Source organism: Streptomyces sp. NPDC002698 (assembly GCF_042888945.1).
Taxonomy (GTDB): Bacteria; Actinomycetota; Actinomycetes; order Streptomycetales; family Streptomycetaceae; genus Streptomyces.
Window position 1 is genome coordinate 1 of sequence record NZ_JBIAQM010000026.1, and the last position, 22,267, is coordinate 22,267.

Sequence of the window (22,267 nt, forward strand, 5' to 3'; positions counted from 1 at the left end):
GGACCAGAAGGGCGACCAGCGCCTGGTCGCCTACATCGAACCCGACCCCGACACCGCCGTCGCCGACACCACCGCCCAGGTCGAGGAATGGCGCCGGATCCACGACGACGCCCACGCCGACTTCGCGGACGAGGCCTGGGGCGAGGACTTCCAGCCCTGGAAGAACGTCTACGGCGGCGAGCCGGTCCCCGCGGAGCAGCTGAGCCAGTGGCAGGACGCCGCGGCCGCCCACATCCTGCGCTACGCCCCGCGCCGGGTCCTGGAGATCGGCGCCGGCTCCGGCCTGCTCCTCGCCAGGATCGCCGGCGCGGTCGAGGAGTACTGGGGCACCGACCTCTCCGCCGCCGCGGTCGACCGGCTCCGCCACCAGGCCGAGGCGGCCGGCCACGGCGACCGCGTCCACCTCCGCGTCCAGGCCGCCCACGACCTCTCCCAGCTGCCCCAGGGCACCTTCGACACCGTCGTCCTCGACTCCGTCGTCCAGTACTTCCCGAGCGCCGAGTACCTCGACCAGGTGCTCACCCAGGCTCTCGGCCTGCTCGCACCCGGCGGCCGGATCGTCGTCGGCGACATCCGCAACGCCGCCACCCAGCGGATCCTGGCGACGGCGGAGCAGCGCGCACAACAGCCCTACGCCTCCCACGAGGAGATCCGGGCGGCGGTGGAGCAGGCACTGCTCGCCGAGCGGGAACTGCTCGTCGCCCCCGAATGGTTCGCCGAGTGGGCGGCGCGGCACGCCGTCGGCGCCGACATCCGGCTCAAGGCCGGGCAGGCGCACAACGCGCTGACCCGCCACCGCTACGAGGCCGTCCTGCACAAGGAGCCCGCCGACGCCCTCGACCTGACCGGTGTGCCCGCGCTGCCGTGGGGCGGCGAGCTGTCCGGCCTGGACCGACTGGCCGCACGGGTGGAGCGGGCGGGCGGCCCGCTGCGGGTGACCGGCATACCCAACGCGCGACTGGTGGAGGAGGCCGCCGCGGCCACCTTCGCCGGTGTCGTCGCCGAGGACGCCCCCACCGGCGGGCCGCTCGACCCCGAGGACGTCGCCGCCTGGGCGCGCCGGCAGGGCCTGGACGCCGTGCTCACCTGGTCGGGCGAGGCCGTCCACAGCTTCGACGCGATCCTGCTGCCCGAACGGAAGGACGGGCCGCGGACCCTCTCCGGAGGGTTCGTGCCCAGCGCGGTGGCCGGACGCGTCCGCGCCAACGCCCCCGCGCTGGCCAAGGCGATCGGCCCGCTGCTGGCCGAACTGCCCGCCTACCTGGGCGCGCGGCTGCCGGACTACATGGTCCCGGCCGCGATGGTGCCGCTGTCACGGCTTCCGCTGAACCCGGCCGGCAAGATCGACCGGGGGGCGCTGCCCGCGGAGCACACCACCACCGTGAGCAAGGGCGAGCCGCGCAACTCCCACGAGGAGCAGCTGTGCTCCTTCTTCAGCGAACTGCTCAAGCTGGAGCGGGTCGGCATCGACGACGACTTCTTCGCACTCGGCGGGCACTCCCTGCTCGCCACCCGGCTCAGCGCCCGCATCCGCAAGCGGTTCGGCGTCGACATGCCCCTGCGGACGATCATCCAGTACCCGACCGTGGCCGAACTCGCGGCGCTGCTGCTCATCGGCGGCATCCCCGGCGACCACGAGGACTCCTTCAACGTCGTGCTGCCGCTGAACCGGGACCCCGGCACGGGCAAGGAGCCGGTGTGGTTCTTCCACGGCGGCGGCGGCCTGGGCTGGGCGTTCTTCACCTTCGCGCCCCACGTGCCCGACCGGCCGGCCTACTCCCTGCAGTCCCGCGGCTCCAACGGCAAGGAGGCGATGGCCGAATCGGTGCAGGAGATGGTCGAGGACTACCTGGACCAGATCCTCGCCGTCCAGCCGCAAGGCCCCTACTACCTGATCGGCTGGTCCTTCGGCGGCCCCATCGCGCACGCCGTCGCCGAGGCGATGGACCGGCGCGGCCTGGAGGTCGGCCTCATCGCCGTCCTGGACTCCCAGCCGGCCAACTCCGCCACGAACAACGGCTTCCGCGAGGTCGCCGGCCGGACCAAGGAGCTCTACCGCGCCGACATCGAGGAAGTCTTCGGCAAGTTCATGAACACCGTCAACATGGACGCCTTCCTCGACACCATGTCGCAGGTGGGCGCCAACAACCTGCAGAAGATGGGCGTCTTCGAATCGCCGGTCTACCGCGGCGACGTGCTCTATTTCAACGCCAGGCTCGACAAGGTCGACGGAGTGACCTCCTACGGCCCCGACTGGCGGCCGCACGTCCTCGGCACCATCGAGGAGTACGACGTGGACGCCACCCACCACGACCTGCACATGCCCAAGCCCGCGGGCCAGATCATGCGGGTCATCGCCCGCAAGCTGGCCGAGCGGTGACCGGACAGCACCGACCGAGAGACGAGCGAGAGGAGTTGGTCGGGGTGACAGGACCCGGCACATCAGCGCGACCGGGGGAGCGGACCACACTGCTGTGCGTGCCGTTCGCCGGAGCGGGCCCCTCCTTCTTCCACCCGTGGCAGGACCTGGCCGCCGACCGGTGGCGGGTGACCTCGGTCGAACTGCCCGGCAGGGAGAGGCGGATCCTGGACGAGCCGTACCGCAACGTCGTCGAGGCGGCCAAGAACGAGATCGACGGCATCGCCGCCGACCTCGGAGCAGGCAGCCGGGCCGTGCTGTTCGGACACAGCCTGGGCGCGGTGCTCGCCTACGAGCTGGTGCACCTGCTCGGCGCCCGCGGCGTGCACGTCGAACGGCTGGTCGTCAGCGGCTCGCCGGGGCCCTGGACACAGCGCGAGCGCCGCGCGGCAGGCCTCCAGGGCGAGGAGTTCCTCGCCCGGGTCGAGGAGTTCGCCGGGTTCCGGCACGAGGCCCTGGACCACCCCGAGATGCGGGAGCTGATCCTGCCCACCCTCCAGGCCGACTGCGAGATGCACGAGGCCTACGTCCCCAGCACCGACGACCCCGTGCCGGTGCCGATCACCTCGCTGCGCGGCGGCCACGACGGCCTGGTCACCGCCGAGGAGGGCCGCCAGTGGCGGGACGCGACCACGGCGGAGTTCCGCTACACCGAGTTCCCGGGCGACCACATGTACCTGGTCGACCAGGGCCGGGAGATCCTGGACGTGATCGAGGCGGAGTGCGCCCGGGGCCGCTGACGCGGTGACGGCGTCGACCCGGCCCGGCCTCCTGGCCACGGTGTGCACGAAGGGCGTCCGCTGCGGCGGGCGCCCTTCGCACGTCCGCCTCCCCTCCCGCCCCCGCCGGCGCCCTTCACGCGTCCGTGCCCGCCCCGGATTCCGCTTCCGGGACGGGCGCCCATGGCGTCGAGGAGAACTCGAGGGCCGTGAAAGGGGTGTGACAGGGCCATGTCGGCCCCCGGCCCGACAGTGGGGGCATGAAGAGTTCCGCTATCGCAGTTTCAGGGCTGCGCAAGGCATACGGCGACAAGGTCGTGCTCGACGGCATCGACTTCGAAGTCGCCGCGGGATCGGTCTTCTCCCTGCTCGGGCCCAACGGAGCGGGCAAGACGACCACGGTGAACGTCCTCACGACGCTGCTCACCGCCGACGCCGGCACGGCGTACGTCGCGGGCCACGACGTGGCGAGCGCGACCAAGCAGGTACGCGCCGCCATCGGCGTGACCGGCCAGTTCGCCGCGGTGGACGACCTGCTGACAGGCCGCGAGAACCTGCAGCTGATGGCGGACCTCAAGCGCGTGCGCTCCGGGGACCAGCTCGTCACACGGCTGCTGGAACGCTTCGACCTGGGAGAGTCGGCGGACAAGCACGCGGCGTCCTACTCCGGCGGTATGCGCCGCAAGCTGGACCTGGCGATGACCCTCGTCGGCAGCCCGCAGATCATCTTCCTCGACGAGCCGACGACGGGTCTCGACCCGCGCAGCCGGCGCACGCTGTGGGGGATCGTCCGCGAGCTGGTGGCCGAGGGCACCACCATCTTCCTCACCACCCAGTACCTCGAGGAGGCCGACCAGCTCGCCGACCGGATCGCGGTCCTCAACCAGGGCCGCCTGGTGGCCCAGGGCACGGCCGACGAACTCAAGCGCCAGATCCCCGGCACCCACGTACGGCTCCGGTTCGCCGACGTCTTCCAGCTCGACGCCGCCGCGGGAATCTTCGCCGACTCCACGCGGGACGAGGAGGAGCTGATCCTGCGGGTGCCCAGCGACGGCCAGTCGAGGTCGCTGCGGGCCCTGCTGGACCGCCTCGACGAGCACACCATCGACGCACAGGAATTCTCCGTGCACACCCCGGACCTCGACGACGTCTTCCTCGCCCTGACCGAGCACACCGGCCAGGCCACCGAGAACGCCGAGGACACGAGCGAGAAGAAGGAGGCGATCGCGCGATGAGCACGGTCGCGACGGCGTTCGCCGACTCGAGCATCATGTTGCGCCGCAACGTGAAGCACACCCTGCGCAACCCCACCACGATGTTCAACGCGGTCCTGTTCCCGATCGTCATCATGCTGATGTTCGTCAAGGTGTTCGGCGGCGCCTTCAGCGTCGGCGAGCACTACATCGACTACGCGACACCGGGCCTGCTCGTGATGGCCGTCAGCTACGGCCTCGGGGCCACCGCGACAGCCGTGAACGACGACATGACCAAGGGCATCATCAACCGGTTCAAGACCATGGACGTCTCCCGCGGCGCCATGCTCACCGGACACGTCGTCGTCACCACGGTGCGCTGCCTGGTGGCCTGCGCCGCCATCGTCGGCGTGGCCTTCGCCATGGGATTCGACCCCGAGGCGAGCGCTCTGGACTGGCTCGGCGTGCTCGGCCTGTTCGTGCTCCTGGCCGTCGGCGCCAGCTGGCTCACCGTCGCCATGGGCCTGGCCGCCAAGACCACCGAGTCGGCCGGCCTGGCCACCGTGCCGCTGATCATGCTGCCGTTCCTCAGCAGCGCGTTCGTGCCCGCGGACACGATGGGCGCCGGCGTGAAGCAGTTCGCCGAGTACCAGCCCTTCACCCCGATCATCGAGACGCTGCGCGGACTGCTGGCCGGCCACGTCTCCAACGGCGACGCGATCGCGGCCGTCGCCTGGTGCGTCGGCTTCGCCGTCCTCGGCTACGTGTGGGCCCTGTCCACCTTCAAGAAGCGCGCCTGACCCGCCGGCCGGCCGGAATCCCCCCGGCCGGCTCCCGCCCCGACGGGCCTGTCCGGCCATCCCCGCCGCCCGCCCGGGCGACGAGGGGAACGGCCGGACAGGCCCGAGCCGCTCCCGCGAGAAACACCTCGCCGGGGCGGCGATGCCGTTGCCGCGGCACACCACGTGACCACTGGGCTTGCCACCCGTCCGACGACATCCCAAGGAGACGGCAACCATGACCGAGCCGATCGTCAGCCTCACGAACCCCGAGTTCACGGAGAACCCCGTCTGCGCCTACGCGCGCCTGCGGGAAGAGGCCCCGCTCGTGCGGATCGGGTTCCCCGGCGGCCCGCGGGTCTGGCTGATCACACGGAACGAGGACGTCAAAGCGGCGCTGAGCGACCCGCGGCTGGTCGTGGACTACAGCAACGTGCCCGGCCACCAAGGGCCCAGCGTGGCGGACCAGATGGTCGCGGCCCTCGACCTGCCCGACGAGTTCGTGCCCTACGTCGCCGCCAACATGATGCTCAAGGACGGCAAGGACCACGCCCGCCAGCGCCGCCTGGTGACACCGGCGTTCACCGTCCGGCGCATGAAGGCCCTGCGGACCCGCATCGAGGAGATCTCCGCCGAGCTCCTCGACGCCCTCGCCCTCAAGGGCTCCGGCGACCTCATCGAGGACTACTCCTCACCGCTGACCGGCACGGTCATCTGCGAACTCATCGGCATCGACAAGGCCGACCAGCCGCGGGTGCGCCAGTGGATGAACGAGTACACCGCCCCCGACGCCGACATCGCCGCGAGCGGCCGGTCCATGGTCGACTACGTCAAGGACCTCATCGTGCGCCGCCGGGCCGAGCCCGCGCAGGACATGGTCTCCGCCCTGGTGGAGGCGCGGGACGAGGACGGCGACCGGCTCAGCGAGGACGAGATCGTCTCGGTGGTGCTCACCGTCGTCAACAACGGCCACCACTCCACCTCCCACTTCATCCCCAACGCGGTCCTCGCCCTCTTCGACAACCCCGACCAGCTCGCCCTGCTGCGCGCCAAGCCCGAAGCCCTGCCGCACGCCATCAACGAGCTGATGCGGGTCGCGAACCCCGTCCCGACCGCCGGACCCCGCTACGCCACCGAGGACATGGAGTTCGCCGGCGTCCCGATCTCCAAGGGCGACGCCCTGACCGGCTCCTACCTGTCGGCCAACTACGACCCGCGGGTCTTCGCCGACCCCGAGCGGTGCGACGTGGAGCGGGTCCTTCAGCGCGGGCAGGGCCACCTCTCCTACGGGGCGGGCCCGCACTACTGCCCCGGCGCCGCGCTGGCCCACCTCGAAGCCGAGATCGCCCTGGACCACCTGCTCCTTCAGCGCGACACCCTCGAAGTCACCGTCGGCCGCGACCGGTTGCGCTACACCGAGGCCACCCCCGGCGGCGCCCGGCTGCTCAACGCACTCCCGGTGCGGCTGTGAACACCTGACCCGCGCAGGCAGGTGAGGGCGGCCCCGGACGCACCGCGTTTTGGGGGCCGCCCCTTTGCCCACCGCTCATACGGTCTGGGGCTCCAGCAGCCGGCCGCGGCCGCCTCGCGCGGGTGCGGCGCCGGCGCGGTCGCGTGCGCACCGGTCCTGGACGAGTTTGCCCAGCCGCTCGACGCCCAGGGCGATCTGCTCGGGGGTGAGCACACTGAAGGAGAGCCGGGCCTGGTGGAACCCGGACGTGCCGCCGTAGAAGTGGTCCATGGGCGTCCACAGGACGCCGAACCGGGAGGCCGAGTACTCGAGCATGTCGTCGTCCGCCCGGAACGGCAGCGTGAGGACGACGAACATGCCGCCCTCGGGGGTGTTCCACGAGACGTCCCGCCCGGCGCCCGGCACGGGGGCGAAGACGGAGCGCAGACTCTCCAGCATGGTCGCGAGGTTGCGGCGGTAGACCTCGGCCTCGCGGGCGGTGGCGCGCTTGAGACTGCAGCCGTTCTCCAGCAGGTATCCGCCGATCACCGCCTGCGCGACGGTCGAGGTGTTGAGCGTGACCATGCTCTTGAGCTTGGCGAGATGGTCGGCGAGCAGCACCGGCTCCTCGTGCGCGGCACCCGTCGCCGTCACCACCTGGTCGGCGATGACGTAGCCGACGCGGGCACCGGCGAAGGCGGACTTCGCGAACGACCCGAGGTGGACCACCTGATGCCGCTCGTCCAGGGCCTTGAGCGTGGGCAGCGGGGAACCGGCCGCGCGGAAGAGGGAGTAGGGGTTGTCCTCGACGACGAGGATCTCCTCCCGCCCCGCCAGCTCCAGCAGGGCGATCCGGTCCGCCAAAGACATGCTCGCGCCACTGGGGTTGGCGAAGTCGGGGACGACGTAACAGGCACGCGGCCGCAGGCCCTCGCGCCGCGCCGCCCGTATCTGCCGCTCCAGGTCCTCCAGGTCGATGCCCCCCTCGTGCTCCCGCACGGAACGCAACGGCGCGCCGGCCACCCGGGCCGCGCCGATGAACCCGACGTAGTTGGGGGTGGCGGCCAGGACGACGTCACGGCTGTCGCGCACGAGGGCGCGCAGCAGCAGCACCATCGCCTCCTGGCAGCCGGTGGTCACCACGATGCTCTCCGGGTCGACCGTCAGGCCCTCGTCGACCTCCAGCTGGCGCGCTATGAGTTCGTGGATGAACCCTTTCGTGCGGCCGTACTGGAAGAACGTGCGCCGCACGTGTTCCGGGGACAGGCCCTTGTCGGTTTCCAGATGATTCCGGAACGTCCTGAGGTGACGGGAGAGGTCGTCGACGTCGTAGAAGCCCTCGAACGGGCGGCCCGCGGAGAACGACACCGCTTCCGGATACCTTCCGGCCAGCTCGTTGAGCAGCGTCATGGAAGTGAGCGCGGGATCGTCGACCGACGCGTGCAGGTCGGTGACACTCAGCCGGATCGGCCCTGCTTGTCTGGACATAGTCACGTCATCCTCGTCCGCCGGACAACTCAGCCTTGAGCTGGTGTCGGTTGAATGCCGCCTGGTCGGGGTTCTCAAGAACATATGTGGCTCCCCTCGAACCGTGAAGGAACATGACTGGAGGAACGGTCGATTCCCGCTGTTCCGCCGTTTCGGAAAAGCGATTTCCGAGCACCCTGTCCCGTCAGCGGGACAGAGCGGATCGGCATCCGGACCGGCCGGGCGCGCAATACCGGAAACGTAGGTGTGCTATCGGCAAAGCCCCGGGTTCCTCGAAACGTTGACACCCTCTTGGGCGGCCGAGAGAGTAGGGAACTGCTGGGCGAACCGCGAGAAGGCCCGGGGGCCGCCGCCGCGACCGGCCGGCCTCACCCGGCGAAATCGCCGGACTGCGAGCCGGGCCGCGGGCCGTCCGCCCGGCCGATGAGCGGCCGCATATCACGGCGATGCCGCGTCGACCCTCCCATTCGACCACCCGCGCACGGTCCGCGCCGAATCGACGGAGCCCGCGGACGGTACGCCGAGGCGGCTTTCCGTATTCCTCCGCGCGGCAAGCGGTACCTGACACCCGAGAAGGAGTTGACGCATGACCACACTTGACGAAGGCGTACTGGAGAAGGCAGCCAAGGAATACGCCGAGCAGGGCTTCTCCATCATCCGCAATGTCATTCCCCGGGAGCTCCTCGAGGAGGCGGCCGCCCACGTCGACTGGCTCACCCAGAAGTACCCGGACCTGCGTCCCGAGCACTTCCACCACCCGCTGATCCGCAACGACGCCTTCTGGGCACGTCTGGTCTCCGACCCCCGTCTGGTCGACATCGCGGAGTTCTTCCTCGGCCCCGACCTGGGATGCTTCACCGCCCACTACATATGCAAGCCCCCCTACAACGGGCAGCCCGTGCTGTGGCACCAGGACGGCGCGTACTGGACGCTGAGCCCGATGGAGGCGCTGACGGTGTGGCTGGCCGTCGACGAGAGCAGCACGGAGAACGGCTGCCTGCGCATGATCCCCGGCAGTCACGAACTGCCGCTGCACAAGCCGTCGTCGCGCACGGACACGGACAACATGCTGTTCTCCGCCTCCGACGAGGACATCGTGCAGGAGTGGATCGACAAGCGCGGTGTCGTGGACATCGAGCTCCAGCCGGGCGACGTCTCCATCCACCACCCCCACCTGCTGCACTACTCGGAGGCGAACACCTCCGCCAAGCGGCGGTGCGGTCTGGACATCGGCTACATCGCGACGACCACGCGCATCCACAGCGAGGGGATCTACCTCGACCCGCTGCTGGTGCGCGGAACCGACGCGGCCGGCCTGAACAACTACCGTCCGTTCCCCACCTACCAGGAGGGCGAGACGATCCCCTTCGCCGGCCAGGAGGACTGGAACGACAAGGTGGCCAAGCTCAACGCGGCGCTGCCCGCGCGTACCCGGGACCTGCCCGAGGAGAGCCCCATCGAGACGACCCGGCACATGATCGAGCGGCTGCGCGCGGGCACCACGAAGGGGTGATCCGGCCGTACGGGCCGACGGTGCGCCGCCCCCGTGCGGCGCGCCGTCGGCCGGCCGCGGCACGCGACAGGGGCCTGGGGGCACCGTCCCATCGACGGGACGGTGCCCCCAGGCCCCTGCGGTGTGCCGGCGGCAGCGGGCGGGTGCCCTGTGCCGGGGGAGGGCCGGACCGCCGCCGCGGCCGACGGCGGGCCGGGTTCCAGGGCGCTGCCCCGGCCCCGGCCCGCCGTCGGCCGCGGCGCGCTCTCACCAGTCGAACGCCTCGCCGTCGCCCCGCTTCTCGATGCAGTACGTGCGGAAGGCCTGGGCCTTGGCGACGATGTCCTCGTCGCCGGTGCGCCGCGCGGCCTCCAGGTACCAGTCGAAGGCCGCGGTGGCGTGCGCGTGCCGCTCGAAGTGCAGCTCGGCGAACGGGCGGAAGCCCGGCCGCATGGTCTCGAGCGTCAGGCCGGCGGCGGAGGCGATGAGTTCCTCGATCTCGGCCTCGGACGGCTCGGGGCGCTCGACGACGCGGATCGGCTCGGTCGCGGGGACGGCGCCGCGGATCGCGATCGGCTCCTCGGCGTCCGCGAAGTCGAGGCAGAGCGAGAGCCGGGCGGTGCTGGAGGTGCTGCGCGCGGAGTGCGGGTCGGTCGAGTGGATCTTCCACACCTCGCCGCGGCGGATGTGGTACAGGATGTCGTTCTCGGAGTGCAGCGCCTCCTCGCTGGTGCGCAGCGGAATCTGCACCCGCGTGCCCGGCTTCGCCCACTCCAGGAAGTCCACGTGCGGGGCGATGATCCCCTCACGCAGGGCGAAGACGCGCACCCACTGCAGCCGGTCCAGCGGGAAATGCCCGGCCACCAGGGACATGATGTTCGGCAGCTTCTTTCCCAGTTCGGTCAGGGAAAGGCTGCCCTCGTGGGGGCGGAAAGCGACGTCGGAATCGGCGCCGCTGCCGTTGGCCAGCACATGGGACGACCATGACCCGAAGGTGAAGGTGTCGTATTCGCCGCCGTACTCGTGCTCGTCCACGATGGACAATTCCGGGCCCAGGTCGTACGCATCGATGGGCAGTACCGCAAGCCGTTCCGACTTCAGCAAGGAAATCCCCTCCAGCACATGATTGTTTGACGCGCCCGGAAACCGCTGGGCGTTCCGCCCGATCGTCACCATAATTCTTCCGAGTTGTACAAGGCAACGACACGGTGACGCACGGGACTTGAGCCGGTCGGCCGGTCCGGATGCCGCCCGTCTTTCGTTCCGGGCGGTCCGGAGGCGGCACTGTTCTGTCCTGTCGGCAGGACAGCGGACGCCTGCCGCGTTGTCCGCGCTGTCATCCCTTGCCTGGCGTTTCCCCGGCCATCTACCGTGGCAGCGCGGTGACTTCGGGCACGCCTGTCGCACAGGCGATCCATCACTTTCGGGTCTGTCGGGTCGCTGCGTCGACCTTCCGGCAGCGGCATGGACGGGCATTCCCGTTCGACAGAGGAAGGAAATTGCTGGAAATGGAATCTTCGCCGAAGGTGATCAACCAGCGGGACGGACAGGACGGGGCGCCGGAAACCGAGGCCGCGTCCACCGGGGCGCCGGAATCGCTCGTGAGGGAAGTCTCGGCACTGTGGGCGGCACACTTCGGCGACCGTGAAGTCGGCCCGGAGGACGACTTCTTCGTGCTCGGCGGCAATTCGCTCACCGGAATCAAAATCATCGAGCAGGTGGCGAAGGACTACGGCGTCCAGCTGTCCGTGCGCGACTTCTACCTGGCACAGACCCCCACCCGGGTCGCCGAACTGATCGAGCAGGGGAGGACCAGGACGTGAGGCTGACGCCCGGTCCCGCACACGACGTCGACCTCGACACCCTCGACCTGTTCGACCTGGACCTGTACACGACGGGCGATCCGCACCCGGTCTGGGACGTGATGCGGGCGAAGGCGCCACTGCACCACCAAGTCCTGCCCGACGGGCGGGAGTTCTGGTCGGTGACCCGGCACGAGGACGTCTGCCGCGTGCTCGGCGACCACCGCGAGTTCACCTCCGAGCGCGGCACCACACCCACCCACGTCGGGATCGACGACCCCGCGGCGGGCAAGCTGCTGACCTCCACCGACCCGCCCCGGCACACCGAGGTCCGCCGGCCGCTCGGCTCCAAGCTCACCGCCCGCGCGGTGAAGTCCTGGGAGGACTCGATCCGCGGCACGATCCGGCGCTTCCTCCAGCCGGCCCTCGACGGCGAGCCCTTCGACCTCGCCGAACGGGCACTGCTCCTGCCGGCGATGGTCACCGGCCCGCTCCTCGGCATCCCCGCCAAGGACTGGGAGGAACTCGTCCAGCTCACCGCCATGGTGACGGCCCCCTCGGACCCGCACTTCATGGTCGGCCACGAGGCCGCCACCCTGGCCATCTCCCACCACGAACTGGTCAACTACGTCACCGAGTGGGTCAAACGCCGCCGCGCCGCCGGCGGCGAGGACGACACCCTGCTCGCCCACCTCATGAGCGTCAGCGCGGGCGGCGCGCCCCTGAGCGACGAGGAGATCGCCCTCGACGGCTACAGCATCCTGCTGGGCGCCAACGTCACCACACCGCACACCGTCTCGGGCACCGTGCAGGCCCTCATCGAACGGCCCGAACAGTTCGACAAGGCGCAGGCCGACCCGACGCTGATCCCCAACCTGGTCGAGGAAGGACTGCGCTGGACCTCGGCCGCCTGCAACTTCATGCGCTACGCGGTGGACGACATCCCCATCGCGGGGGGCACGATCCCGGCCCGCGCCGCGGTCGTCGCCTGGATCGGCTCGGCCAACCGCGACGAGTCCCTCTTCCCCGACCCGCACACCTTCGACCTCACCCGCCCCAACGCCAAGCGCCACGTCGCGTTCGGGTTCGGACCGCACTTCTGCATCGGCGCACCGCTGGCCCGGCTGACCCTGCGGATCTTCTTCGAGGAACTGCTGCAGCGGTGCGGACCGATCGAGCTCGCCGGCGAACCGCAGCACCTGCGGTCGTACTTCATCGCCGGGATGACCCACCTCCCCGTCGTCGCGCAGAAACGAAAGACGCCATGACAACCGGCTCCGCCGTCGCCCTGTCGCCGTGGTTCGTCCGGCCGCCCACCGACCACCCGGCCCGGCTCTTCTGCTTCCCCTTCTCCGGATCGGGCGCCTCCGCCTTCAGCGCCTGGCCGGCCGCGCTGGAGGACATCGAGGTCTGCCCGGTGCAGTTCCCCGGCCGCGAGAACCGCCTCGGCCACCCCCACTACGGCACCTACGAGAACCTCGCCGCCGACCTGGTCGAACCCCTCACCCCGCTGCTCGACCGGCCGTTCGCGTTCTTCGCGCACTGCGCGGGCGCCCTGCCCGCCTACGAGACCGCGCTCAGGCTCGCCGAGGCCGGACTGCCCACACCGGACTGCCTGTTCGTCTCCGGCCAGCCCGCCCCGCACGACGCCTCCCGCGACCCGATGCTCACCATGACCGAGTCCGAACTGCGCGACGAGGTCGAGGCGTTCGTCCGCGGCCGGGGCATCGAACCGCGCCCCGACATGCTCGACCTGGGCCTCATGGTCCTGGCGCGCGACCACGCCGCGGCCAAGAAATACCGGCGCGAGAGCCCGGTCGCGGTCGACTGCCCCATCGTCGTCCTGCACTGGCGCGACGACCAGGACGTGACCCTGGCCGATCTCCAGGGCTGGCGCCGCTACGCCGACTCGGTCGAGTTCCGGGTGCTCGGCGGCGGCCACTACGACTTCATGAACGCGCCCGACGAGCTGGCCAAGCTGCTCACCCGCTGGCTGTGAGCACCCCGGCCCCCGGCGCCCTGCCCTCACCCGCAGCGGTGAGCGCCGTACCGCCGCGCGTGCCCGCCGTACACCGAAGGAACCGGAAGGAACACTCATGAGTGGCGCAGCCGCCGATATTGCCGTGATCGGGATGTCGTGCCGCTTCCCCGGTGTGCACGGCCTGGCCCAGTTCTGGGACCTGCTGCGCGAGGGGCGGTCGACCATCGGCACGTTCCCCGCGCGGCGGGCCGCCGACGCACAGTCCACCTACCGGTCCCACCCGGACGCCGCCACCTTGGACTCGGGCTCGTTCCTGGAGTCCGTCGACGGCTTCGACGCCGCCTTCTTCGACATCACGCCCGCAGAGGCCGCCGCCATGGACCCCGTGCAGCGGCTGGGCCTGGAGCTCGCCTGGGAGGCCGTCGAGGACGCCCGCCTGCCGGCCGCCGCCCTGGCCGGCCGCGAGATCGACGTCGTGGTCGGCGCCGGCCCCTCCGGCTACGAGCTGCTGCGCAAGCTGTCCGGCAGCGACCGGGACGACCGCTACGCCGCGCTCGGCTCCAGCGGCGCGCTGATCGCCAACCGGATCTCGCACCTGCTCGACGTGCGCGGCATGAGCCTGTGCGCGGACTCGGGCCAGTCCTCCTCCCTGGTGTCACTGGCGCTGACCTGCGAACGCATCCGCGGCGGCGCGGTGGACATGGCGATCGCCGGCGGCGTGCACCTGATCGTCGACCCCGAGGCCGGAGCGGGCCTGGCGAACATGGGCGCGCTCTCGCCCGACGGCCGCTGCTACCCCTTCGACGCACGGGCCAACGGCTTCACCCGCGGCGAGGGCGGCGCCTTCGTCGTCCTCAAGCGGCTCGACCTCGCCGTCGCCGACGGCGACCCCGTCCACGCGGTGGTACGCGGCTGGGGCGTGAACAGCGGCGGCGCCTCCTCCCGGATACCGGACCCCAGCCCCACCGGGCAGGCCTCGGCCGTGCTGTCCGCCGTGCGCCGCGCGGGCATCGCGTTCGAGGACGTCGACTACGTCGAGGCCCACGGCACCGGCACCCGGCTCGGCGACCCGGCCGAACTGGCGGGCCTGCGGGAGGTGTTCCGCGAAAGCGGCCGCGACCGCCGGCTCGCCGTCGGCTCGGTGAAGGCCAACGTCGGCCACCTGGAACCGGCCGCGGGCATCGTCGGCTTCGTGAAGACCGCGCTGTGCGTGGCCCGCGCCCACCTGGTCCCCACCCCGAACTTCACCACCCCCAACCCCGCAGTCCCCGCCTTCCACGACGACTTCGAGGTGCTGCGCGCCGCGCGGCCCTGGCCGGACGAAGACGGCCGGCCGCGCCGGGCAGGGGTGTCCTCGATCGGAATGGGCGGAACCAACGCCCACATCGTCCTCGAACAGGCCCCCGCACCCCGGGCCGCACAGACCGCCGCCGCCGGGAACGGCACCGCGGCGATCGTCACCGAGACGGTGCCCCTCGTGCTGTCGGCCCGCTCGGAGCAGGCCCTGCGGCAGCAGGCCGCGCGGCTGCACGACCTCGTGAGCGCCGACGCGTCGCTGCCCGCGGCCGGGATCGGGCACGCCCTGATCGCGACCCGCTCGCTCTTCGAGCACCGCGCCGTCGTCCTGGCCGAGAACCGCGAGGAGGCACGGGCCGGCCTGGAGGCGGTGGCGGCCGGCGCCACCGGGGCCCGGGCCGTGCGCGGCACCGCCGGCCCGGCCGCGGGCCCGGTCGTCTTCGTCTTCCCCGGCCAGGGCTCGCAGTGGCTGGGCATGGGCAGACAGCTCTACGCCGAGTCCGAGGTGTTCGCCCGCTCCATCGACGCCTGCTCGCACGCGCTGGAGCCGTGGCTGGACTGGTCTTTGGCGGACCTGGTGACCGGGGCCGGGCCGGCCCCGTCACTGGAGCACGGGGACGCCGTCGACGCCGTCGTCCAGCCCGCACTGTGGGCGATGATGGTCTCCCTCGCCGCCCTGTGGCGCTCGCTGGGCGTGGTTCCCGACGTGGTGGTGGGGCATTCCCAGGGAGAGATCGCCGCCGCCTGCGCGGCCGGTGCGCTTTCCTTGAAGGACGGGGCACGGATCGTCGCCCTGCGCAGCCAGGCGCTGGCCGCGCTGGCCGGCCTGGGCGGGCTGAACGCGGTGGCCGCGCCCGTGACCTGGGTCGAGGAGCGGCTCACCCGCTGGCCCGGACGGCTGTCGGTGGCCGCCGTCAACGGACCGGCCTCCGTGGTGATCGCCGGAGACCTCCCGGCCCTGGAGGAGTTCACCGCCCGGGCCGGCGAGGACGGCGTCCGGGTCCGCCCCATCAAGGTCAGGTACGCCTCCCACTCCCACCACGTCGAACGCATCCGCGACCAGGTCCTCCAAGCGGCCGCCGGGATCACCCCGCTGGAGACGGCGGTGGAGTTCCACTCGACCGTCACCGCCGCCCCCCTCGACACCCGCGGGCTCGACGCCCCGTACTGGTACGACAACCTGCGCTCGACCGTGCGCTTCGGCGAGGTCGTCGAGAACCTGATGCGCGAACGCGGCGGCGTGTACGTGGAGATCAGCCCGCACCCGGTGCTCCAGGTGGCGATGGAGGAGGCCGCCGACGCGCTGGCCGCCCCGCCCCCGGTGACGGGCACCCTCAGCAGGCACGACGGGAGCGCGGGCAAGGTCCTGGCGTCGCTGGCCGAACTGCACGTGCGCGGCGTGCCGGTGGACTGGACGGCGGTGTTCACCCCCGGCCGGCCGAACCGGACCGGCCTGCCCACCTACCCCTTCCAGCGCCGCCGCCACTGGCTGACCGCGTCCGACGCCACGACCACCCCCGCCGCGCCGGCGGACGGCCACGGCGCGCGCACGGCGGGCCCCGACTCGCCGTCGGCGGCCCGCGCCCTCGTGTGCGACCGGACGGCCCAGCTCCTGGCCGCCAAGGGCGTGGAGCTGACGCCCGCCGATCTCGAGGCGCGGGCCGGCGAGACCTTCAAGGCCCTGGGCTTCGACTCCTCGATGGCGGTGGAGCTGCGCAACCGGCTCAACGCGGCGGCCGCGGTGCGGCTCCCGGCCACCGTCGCGTTCAGTTATTCCACTCCGCAAGCGCTCGCCGACCACCTCTTCTCCCTCCTCGAGCCGCCGGCCCCCGACGCCGCGCAGCCGGTTGCCTCACAGCCGGTGGCTTCACAGCCGGCGGCCGCGCGGCCGGCGGAGGAAACAGATCCGGACGGCCGCAGCGACGACGATCTCTACGCCCTGATCGACCGCGGATACCTGTAGCGGCGCCCGTTCAGCCGCACCCGTTCTTCCAATCAACCGTTGAGGGAGGCCCCTGGTGGAGGAAGTCGACAAACTCCGCTCCTACTTGCGACGTGCCGTCGGCGACGCGCAGGAACTGCGCGAGCGGGTGCGCGAGCTGGAGGAGTCCGCGCGCGAGCCCGTCGCCGTCGTGGGTGTGGGGTGTCGCTTCCCGGGCGGGGTGACATCCCCCGAACAGCTGTGGGACGTCGTCTCCGGCGAGGTGGACGCCATGGGCGACTTCCCCCAGGACCGCGGCTGGGACCTGGAGGCCCTCTACGACCCCGACCCCGAGGCGCACGGGAAGACGTACACCCGCACCGGCGGTTTCCTGCCCGGACTCGCCGACTTCGACGCGGAGTTCTTCGGCATCAGCCCGCGCGAGGCGCTGGCGATGGACCCGCAGCAGCGGCTGATGCTGGAGACCTCCTGGGAGGCCCTGGAACGGGCGGGCATCGACCCGGTGGCGCTGCGGGGCTCGGCGACCGGCGTGTTCACCGGCCTGTACGGCGTCGACTACGGCCCCAGGATCGGCGGCGGCGCGGCCGGCGAGGTGGAGGGCTTCCAGATCACCGGCACCTACCTCAGCGTGGCCTCGGGCCGCGTGGCGTACGTGCTGGGCCTCCAGGGCCCGGCGGTCTCCACCGACACCGCCTGCTCCGCCTCGCTCGTCGCCGTCCACCAGGCCGTACGGTCCCTGCGCTCGGGGGAGTGCACGCTGGCGCTGGCCGGCGGGGTCTCGACCCTGCCGACCCCGGGGATGTTCGTGGAACTCGCCCGCCAGCGGGGCCTGTCGGCGGACGGCCGGTGCAAGGCGTTCGCCGACGCGGCCGACGGCACCGGCTTCTCCGAGGGCGCGGGCGTCCTGGTCCTGGAACGGCTCTCCGACGCGCGCCGCAACGGCCGCCGGATCTGGGCGGTCATCCGCGGTTCGGCCGTCAACCAGGACGGCGCGTCCAACGGCCTGACCGCCCCGAACACCCTGGCCCAGCGGCGGGTCATCCGGGCGGCCCTGGCCGACGCCGGGCTGTCGTGCGGCGACGTGGACGCGGTGGAGGCGCACGGCACCGGCACCCGGCTCGGCGACCCCATGGAGGCGGAAGCCCTGCTGGCCACCTACGGCCAGGACCGCGACGCCCAGGACCCCTTGTGGCTGGGGTCGCTGAAGTCGAACATCGGGCACACCCAGGCGGCCGCCGGGGTCGGCGGCACCATCAAGATGATCATGGCGATGCGGCACGGCGTGCTGCCCCGCACACTGCACGTCGACCGCCCCTCGGCACACGTCGACTGGTCCACGGGCGCGGTGGAACTGCTGACCCAGGCACGCGAATGGACCACGGCGAAGGACCGGCCCCGGCGCGCGGGCATCTCCTCCTTCGGCATCAGCGGCACCAACGCCCACCTGATCCTCGAACAGGCCCCCGCCGAAGAACAGGCCCCCGCCGAAGCCGAGCCGGACCGGGCCCCGGCCGGTGACAGCGCACAGCCCGCGACCGGCGCGCCGCGTGCGCTGCCGTGGGTGCTCTCGGCGCGCTCGGAACAGGCGCTGCGCGCGCAGGCGGCGCGGCTGCGCGACAGCGTCGCCGCGGGCGCCGGGGGCCCCGGGGCGACCGTCGCGGGCGTGGGACAGGCGCTGGTGAGGACCCGGTCGCTGTTCGACCATCGCCAGGTCGTCATCGGCGCCGGCCGGGACGAACTCCTCGCCCGCCTCGCCGCCGTCGCCGCGGGACAGGAGCCCGCCGACGACGGCGCGGTCTCCGGAGTCGCCGGGCCCCTGGGCAAGACGGTCTTCGTCTTCCCCGGCCAGGGCGCCCAGTGGATCGCGATGGGCCGCGAACTCATGGAGACCTCCCCGGTCTTCGCCGACGAACTGCGCGCCTGCGCCAAGGCGTTGGAACCGTGGGTGTCCTGGTCGCTGATCGACACCGTGTGCGGCGGACCGGACTCGGCGGACCTGGAGGACATCGACGTCGTCCAGCCGGTCCTCTTCGCCGTGATGGTGGCACTCGCGCAGGTGTGGCGCTCGCTGGGAGTGAGCCCGGACGTGGTCATCGGCCACTCCCAGGGCGAGATCGCCGCCGCCTATGTCGCCGGCGCCCTGACCCTGCAGGACGCCGCCAAGATCGTCGCCCTGCGCTCCCGCCTCCTGGCCACCGTCACCGGCCAGGGCAGCATGGCCGGCATCCTGCTGCCCGAGGACCGCGTGCACAAGCTCCTCGCGGGCCAGGAGTCCCGCATCGGCATCGCCGCCGTGAACGGACCGAGCTCCACCACGGTCTCCGGCGAGAGCGAGGCGGTCGAGCAACTGGTCGCGGCCTGCCAGGCCGAGGGCGCCCGCGCCCGGCTGATCAAGTCCAGCGTGCCCGGCCACTCCCCGCTCATGGACCGCTTCGACGGCCTGCTCCAGCGGGAACTGGGCACCGTCACCCCCAAGCCCACACCGGTGGCGATCTACTCCACCGTCACCGGCGACCTCATCGACCCCCTCCACCTCGACACCGGCTACTGGTACCGCAACCTGCGCCAACCGGTGCAGTTCGCCGCCGCCATGGGCCGCCTGGTCGAGCGGGAGCCCAACAGCGCCGTCGTCGAACTCAGCCCGCACCCGCTGCTGGTGATGACCGTCCAGGAGATGTTCGAGGCCACCCCCGGCGCCACCGGCTTCGTGGTGGGCTCGCTGCGCCGCGACGAGGGCGGCCTCGCCCGGCTCTACCGGTCGGCCGCCGAAGCCTTCGTCCGCGGCCTCGCCGTGTCGTGGCAGACGGCCTTCGACGGCGTCGACGGCGTCGACGGCGCGGACGGCCCGGGGGCCGAGCTGCCCACGTACGCCTTCCAGCGCCGGCGCTACTGGCTGAACACCCCCGCCGAGACCACCGCCGCGAGCACCTGCGACCACCCGCTGCTCGACGCCGTGATCGACCTGCCCGACGACGACGGGCGCGGGGCGGTGGCGGGCAGCGGACGCCTGTCGCTGGAGCGCCACCCCTGGCTCGCCGACCACCTCGTCCACGGCGCCGTCCTGGTGCCCTTCGCGGCACTGGCGGAACTGGCCGTGTGGGCGGCACACCGGGCGGGCCACGACATGGTCGAGGAACTCACCCTCCACACCCCGCTGGTGCTCTCCCGCACCACCGAACGCGAGATCCGCGTCGTCATCGACGGCAAGGGCGTGATCGGCGTGCACTCGCGCGCGCCCGGCGAGAGCGCGTGGACGCGCAACGCCGCCGGGAGCGCCGGCTCCGGCACCGCACCGGCCCCCGCCCAGGACACCCTCACCGCATGGCCGCCCCCGGGCGCCACCGCCGTGCCCTTCGACGACGCGTACACCGGGGCGGCCGCCGCCGGCTTCGCCCACGGCCCCCTGCTGCGCGGCACCCGCGCGGTGTGGCGCACCGGCGACACCCTGTTCGCCGAGGTCGAACTGCCCGCGGCCGACGGCGCGGAGCCGGGCCGCTTCCGCGTCCACCCGGCGCTGCTGACCGCCGCACTGCTCCCGGCCGGCCTGCACCCCCTCACCGGCACCTCCCGCCCCGAGGGCCGGCTGCCCTTCCAGTGCACCGGACTGCGCCTCGACGCGGGCCGGCCCACCGCCCTGCGCGTGCGGCTCGCCCCGGCGGGGCAGAACACGCTGTCGGTGACCCTCGCGGACGGCGGCGGGACACCGCTCGGCTCCATCGCCTCGCTGAGCCTGCGCCCGGCGGACGCCCAGGAGCTGACCGCGCTGAGCTTCGACCACCAGGACGCCCTGTTCCGGACGGACTGGACCCCCCTCACCGTCGCCTCCGGGCAGCCGGCGGGCCGGTACACGGTGCTGGGAGCCGCCCCCGGCGCGCCGGGAACCGACGGACCGGCCTTCGCCGACCCCGCCGGCCTCGTCGCGTCCGGCGCGGAGATACCCCCCCTGGTCATCGCCCGCCTCGACGGGGACGGCGAGGACGGCGGCGACACCCCCGCCCGGGCCGAACAGCGCCTGCACCGGCTGCTGCGCTGGACCCAGGACTGGCTCGCCGACGACCGGTTCTCCGCCTCCCGCCTGGTCCTCGTGACACGGGACGCCTTCCACGACGACCACATCACCCACCCCGATCCCGCCGCGGCCGCCGTCTGGGGCTTCGTACGCACCGTGCAGACCGAGAACCCGCAGCGGCTCACACTCGTGGACACCGACGGCCGGCCCGAGTCCTTCGCCCTGGTCCCGGCGGCCGCCGCCACCGGAGAGGCCCAGCTCAAGATCCGGGCCGGCCGGGCGAGCACCCCCCACCTGGCCCACGCGGCCCCCGCGCCCCGCGACGCAGCACCGAGGGAGCCCGCGCTCGGCTCCGGCACGGTCCTCATCACCGGCGGCACCAGCGGCCTCGGCGCGATCCTGGCCCGGCACCTGGTCGAGCGGCACGGGGCGCGCCGGCTGCTGCTGACCAGCAGGCGCGGTCCGGCGGCCCCCGCGGCGGCGGCACTGCGCGAGGAACTGACCGCGGCCGGCGCCCACGTCCAGGTCGCGGCCTGCGACGTCACCAGCCGCGACGCCGTCGCCGAACTGATCGCCGCCGTGCCCACCGAGCACCCGCTGACAGCGGTGATCCACTGCGCGGGCGTCCTGGACGACGGCGTCGTCGAGGCCCTGACCGAGGACCGCCTCGACAGGGTCCTCGCACCGAAGGTGCGCGGCGCCTGGCACCTGCACGAACTGACAGAGCACCTGGACCTGTCCGCGTTCGTGCTCTTCTCCTCGATCGCCGGCGTACTGGGCACCCCCGGACAGGCCAACTACGCGGCGGCCAACGCCTTCCTCGACGGCCTCGCCGAGGCCCGCCGCGGCCGCGGACTGGCCGCGAGCGCACTGTGCTGGGGCTTCTGGGCCGAACGCAGCGACATGAGCGCCGGCATCAGCGAAGCCGACGTCCAGCGCCTGCAACGCCAGGGCGTCAGGCCACTGTCCTCGCGGGAGGGACTCGCCCTCTTCGACGCGGCCCTCCTGCTCGACGAACCGGTGCTCGTACCGGCGCGGCTGAACCTGACGGCGACGGGCACCTCACAGGCCGGGCAGATGGCCTCCCCGCTGCTGCGCACCCTCGCCCGCACCGCCTCCGGACCCGGCGGCGGTACCGACCCGCAGACCACCGACGTCCCCCTCGGACAGCGGCTGAGGTCACTGCCGGGCGACGAGGCGCAGGCCGTCCTGCTGGATGCCGTACGCAGGCAGACCGCGCTCGTCCTCGGTCACGCCGACACCGGGCGCGTCGCCCCCGCGGTGACGTTCAAGACACTCGGGATCGATTCGCTCACGGCGCTGGAACTGCGCAACAAACTGGCGGCGGCCACCGGCCTGAAGCTGCCCGCCACCCTCGTCTTCGACCACCCGACCCCCACCGCCGTCGCCCGGTTCCTGGGCACGCGCATCACCCCGGACCCCGGCGCCGCACGGCAGTCCCCGGCCGATCACCTGGTCAAGGAGATCGAGGACCTGGGCGCCCGGCTCGAGGACGCCTTCCGCACGCTCGCGGAGCAGGACCGGGCCACGATTTCCACTCTGCTCGGCGCGTTGCAGGGCCGAGTCCGTTCGATGGCGGGCGACGACGGGTCACCGGCCGCCATCGTCGACCAGATCGGTGCGGCCTCGGCGGGAGAACTCCTCGCGCTGCTGGACAAAGAGCTCGGCTAGGGGAA

12 protein-coding genes and 1 pseudogene are annotated in these 22,267 nt (G+C 72.3%); 11 read left to right on the plus strand and 2 right to left on the minus strand.

The features are described from left to right. From ACFYW9_RS29180 to ACFYW9_RS29200, 5 genes are all read left to right on the plus strand, one after another. A partial coding sequence (locus ACFYW9_RS29180; protein ID WP_389156296.1) for a thioesterase domain-containing protein occupies positions 1-2,380 on the plus strand: 2,380 nt, incomplete at its 5' end. A gap of 92 nt (positions 2,381-2,472) precedes the next feature. Next, on the plus strand, positions 2,473-3,159 hold the full coding sequence (locus ACFYW9_RS29185; RefSeq protein WP_389156536.1) for a thioesterase II family protein: 687 nt from the start codon (positions 2,473-2,475) through the stop codon (positions 3,157-3,159). A 239-nt stretch (positions 3,160-3,398) separates the two neighbouring features. After that, the gene (locus ACFYW9_RS29190; protein ID WP_389156299.1) at positions 3,399-4,373 is read left to right on the plus strand and encodes an ATP-binding cassette domain-containing protein; all 975 of its coding nucleotides are present in this window, start codon (positions 3,399-3,401) and stop codon (positions 4,371-4,373) included. Continuing rightward, positions 4,370-5,131, plus strand: a complete 762-nt coding sequence (locus ACFYW9_RS29195; protein ID WP_328443601.1) for an ABC transporter permease — start codon at positions 4,370-4,372, stop codon at positions 5,129-5,131. Before ACFYW9_RS29190 ends, ACFYW9_RS29195 begins: the two co-directional genes overlap by 4 nt. A 217-nt stretch (positions 5,132-5,348) precedes the next feature. Beyond that, entirely contained in the window at positions 5,349-6,581 is a 1,233-nt protein-coding gene (locus tag ACFYW9_RS29200; protein ID WP_351873939.1) for a cytochrome P450, read from the plus strand. A gap of 75 nt (positions 6,582-6,656) precedes the next feature. Here the strand turns inward: ACFYW9_RS29200 and ACFYW9_RS29205 are convergent, their stop codons facing one another. Further along, a complete protein-coding gene (locus tag ACFYW9_RS29205; RefSeq protein WP_389156303.1) occupies positions 6,657-8,048 on the minus strand; it encodes a PLP-dependent aminotransferase family protein in 1,392 nt (463 codons plus the stop codon). Positions 8,049-8,634: 586 nt separating this feature from the next. Between ACFYW9_RS29205 and ACFYW9_RS29210 the strand changes: the two genes are divergently transcribed. Further along, positions 8,635-9,561: a phytanoyl-CoA dioxygenase family protein gene (locus ACFYW9_RS29210; RefSeq protein ID WP_351873945.1), complete on the plus strand. Its 927-nt coding sequence runs from the start codon at positions 8,635-8,637 to the stop codon at positions 9,559-9,561. Between the two features lie 246 nt (positions 9,562-9,807). Here ACFYW9_RS29210 and ACFYW9_RS29215 read toward each other — a convergent pair whose 3' ends face one another. Then, positions 9,808-10,644: a putative nonproteinogenic amino acid hydroxylase gene (locus ACFYW9_RS29215; protein ID WP_389156307.1), complete on the minus strand. Its 837-nt coding sequence runs from the start codon at positions 10,642-10,644 to the stop codon at positions 9,808-9,810. Between the two features lie 404 nt (positions 10,645-11,048). Between ACFYW9_RS29215 and ACFYW9_RS29220 the strand changes: the two genes are divergently transcribed. From ACFYW9_RS29220 to ACFYW9_RS29240, 5 genes and pseudogenes are all read left to right on the plus strand, one after another. After that, a complete protein-coding gene (locus ACFYW9_RS29220; protein WP_389156311.1) occupies positions 11,049-11,363 on the plus strand; it encodes a phosphopantetheine-binding protein in 315 nt (104 codons plus the stop codon). Continuing rightward, a complete protein-coding gene (locus tag ACFYW9_RS29225; RefSeq protein ID WP_389156314.1) occupies positions 11,360-12,610 on the plus strand; it encodes a cytochrome P450 in 1,251 nt (416 codons plus the stop codon). Before ACFYW9_RS29220 ends, ACFYW9_RS29225 begins: the two co-directional genes overlap by 4 nt. Next, on the plus strand, positions 12,607-13,341 hold the full coding sequence (locus ACFYW9_RS29230) for a thioesterase II family protein (RefSeq protein WP_389156317.1): 735 nt from the start codon (positions 12,607-12,609) through the stop codon (positions 13,339-13,341). Before ACFYW9_RS29225 ends, ACFYW9_RS29230 begins: the two co-directional genes overlap by 4 nt. 97 nt (positions 13,342-13,438) lie before the next feature. Then, the gene (locus ACFYW9_RS29235; RefSeq protein ID WP_389156320.1) at positions 13,439-16,582 is read left to right on the plus strand and encodes a type I polyketide synthase; all 3,144 of its coding nucleotides are present in this window, start codon (positions 13,439-13,441) and stop codon (positions 16,580-16,582) included. Between the two features lie 73 nt (positions 16,583-16,655). Next, positions 16,656-22,262 (plus strand): annotated as a pseudogene (locus tag ACFYW9_RS29240) (type I polyketide synthase); the annotation flags it as partial. Positions 22,263-22,267 lie beyond the last annotated feature (5 nt).

What these genes read in the sequence shown, in the direction of transcription:
- ACFYW9_RS29210 (WP_351873945.1), top strand. Translation starts at nt 8,635, where the DNA reads ATGACCACACTTGACGAAGGCGTACTGGAGAAGGCAGCCAAGGAATAC.
- ACFYW9_RS29235 (WP_389156320.1), top strand. Translation starts at nt 13,439, where the DNA reads ATGAGTGGCGCAGCCGCCGATATTGCCGTGATCGGGATGTCGTGCCGC.
- ACFYW9_RS29205 (WP_389156303.1), bottom strand. Translation starts at nt 8,048, where the DNA reads ATGTCCAGACAAGCAGGGCCGATCCGGCTGAGTGTCACCGACCTGCAC.
- ACFYW9_RS29230 (WP_389156317.1), top strand. Translation starts at nt 12,607, where the DNA reads ATGACAACCGGCTCCGCCGTCGCCCTGTCGCCGTGGTTCGTCCGGCCG.
- ACFYW9_RS29195 (WP_328443601.1), top strand. Translation starts at nt 4,370, where the DNA reads ATGAGCACGGTCGCGACGGCGTTCGCCGACTCGAGCATCATGTTGCGC.
- ACFYW9_RS29190 (WP_389156299.1), top strand. Translation starts at nt 3,399, where the DNA reads ATGAAGAGTTCCGCTATCGCAGTTTCAGGGCTGCGCAAGGCATACGGC.
- ACFYW9_RS29220 (WP_389156311.1), top strand. Translation starts at nt 11,049, where the DNA reads ATGGAATCTTCGCCGAAGGTGATCAACCAGCGGGACGGACAGGACGGG.
- ACFYW9_RS29200 (WP_351873939.1), top strand. Translation starts at nt 5,349, where the DNA reads ATGACCGAGCCGATCGTCAGCCTCACGAACCCCGAGTTCACGGAGAAC.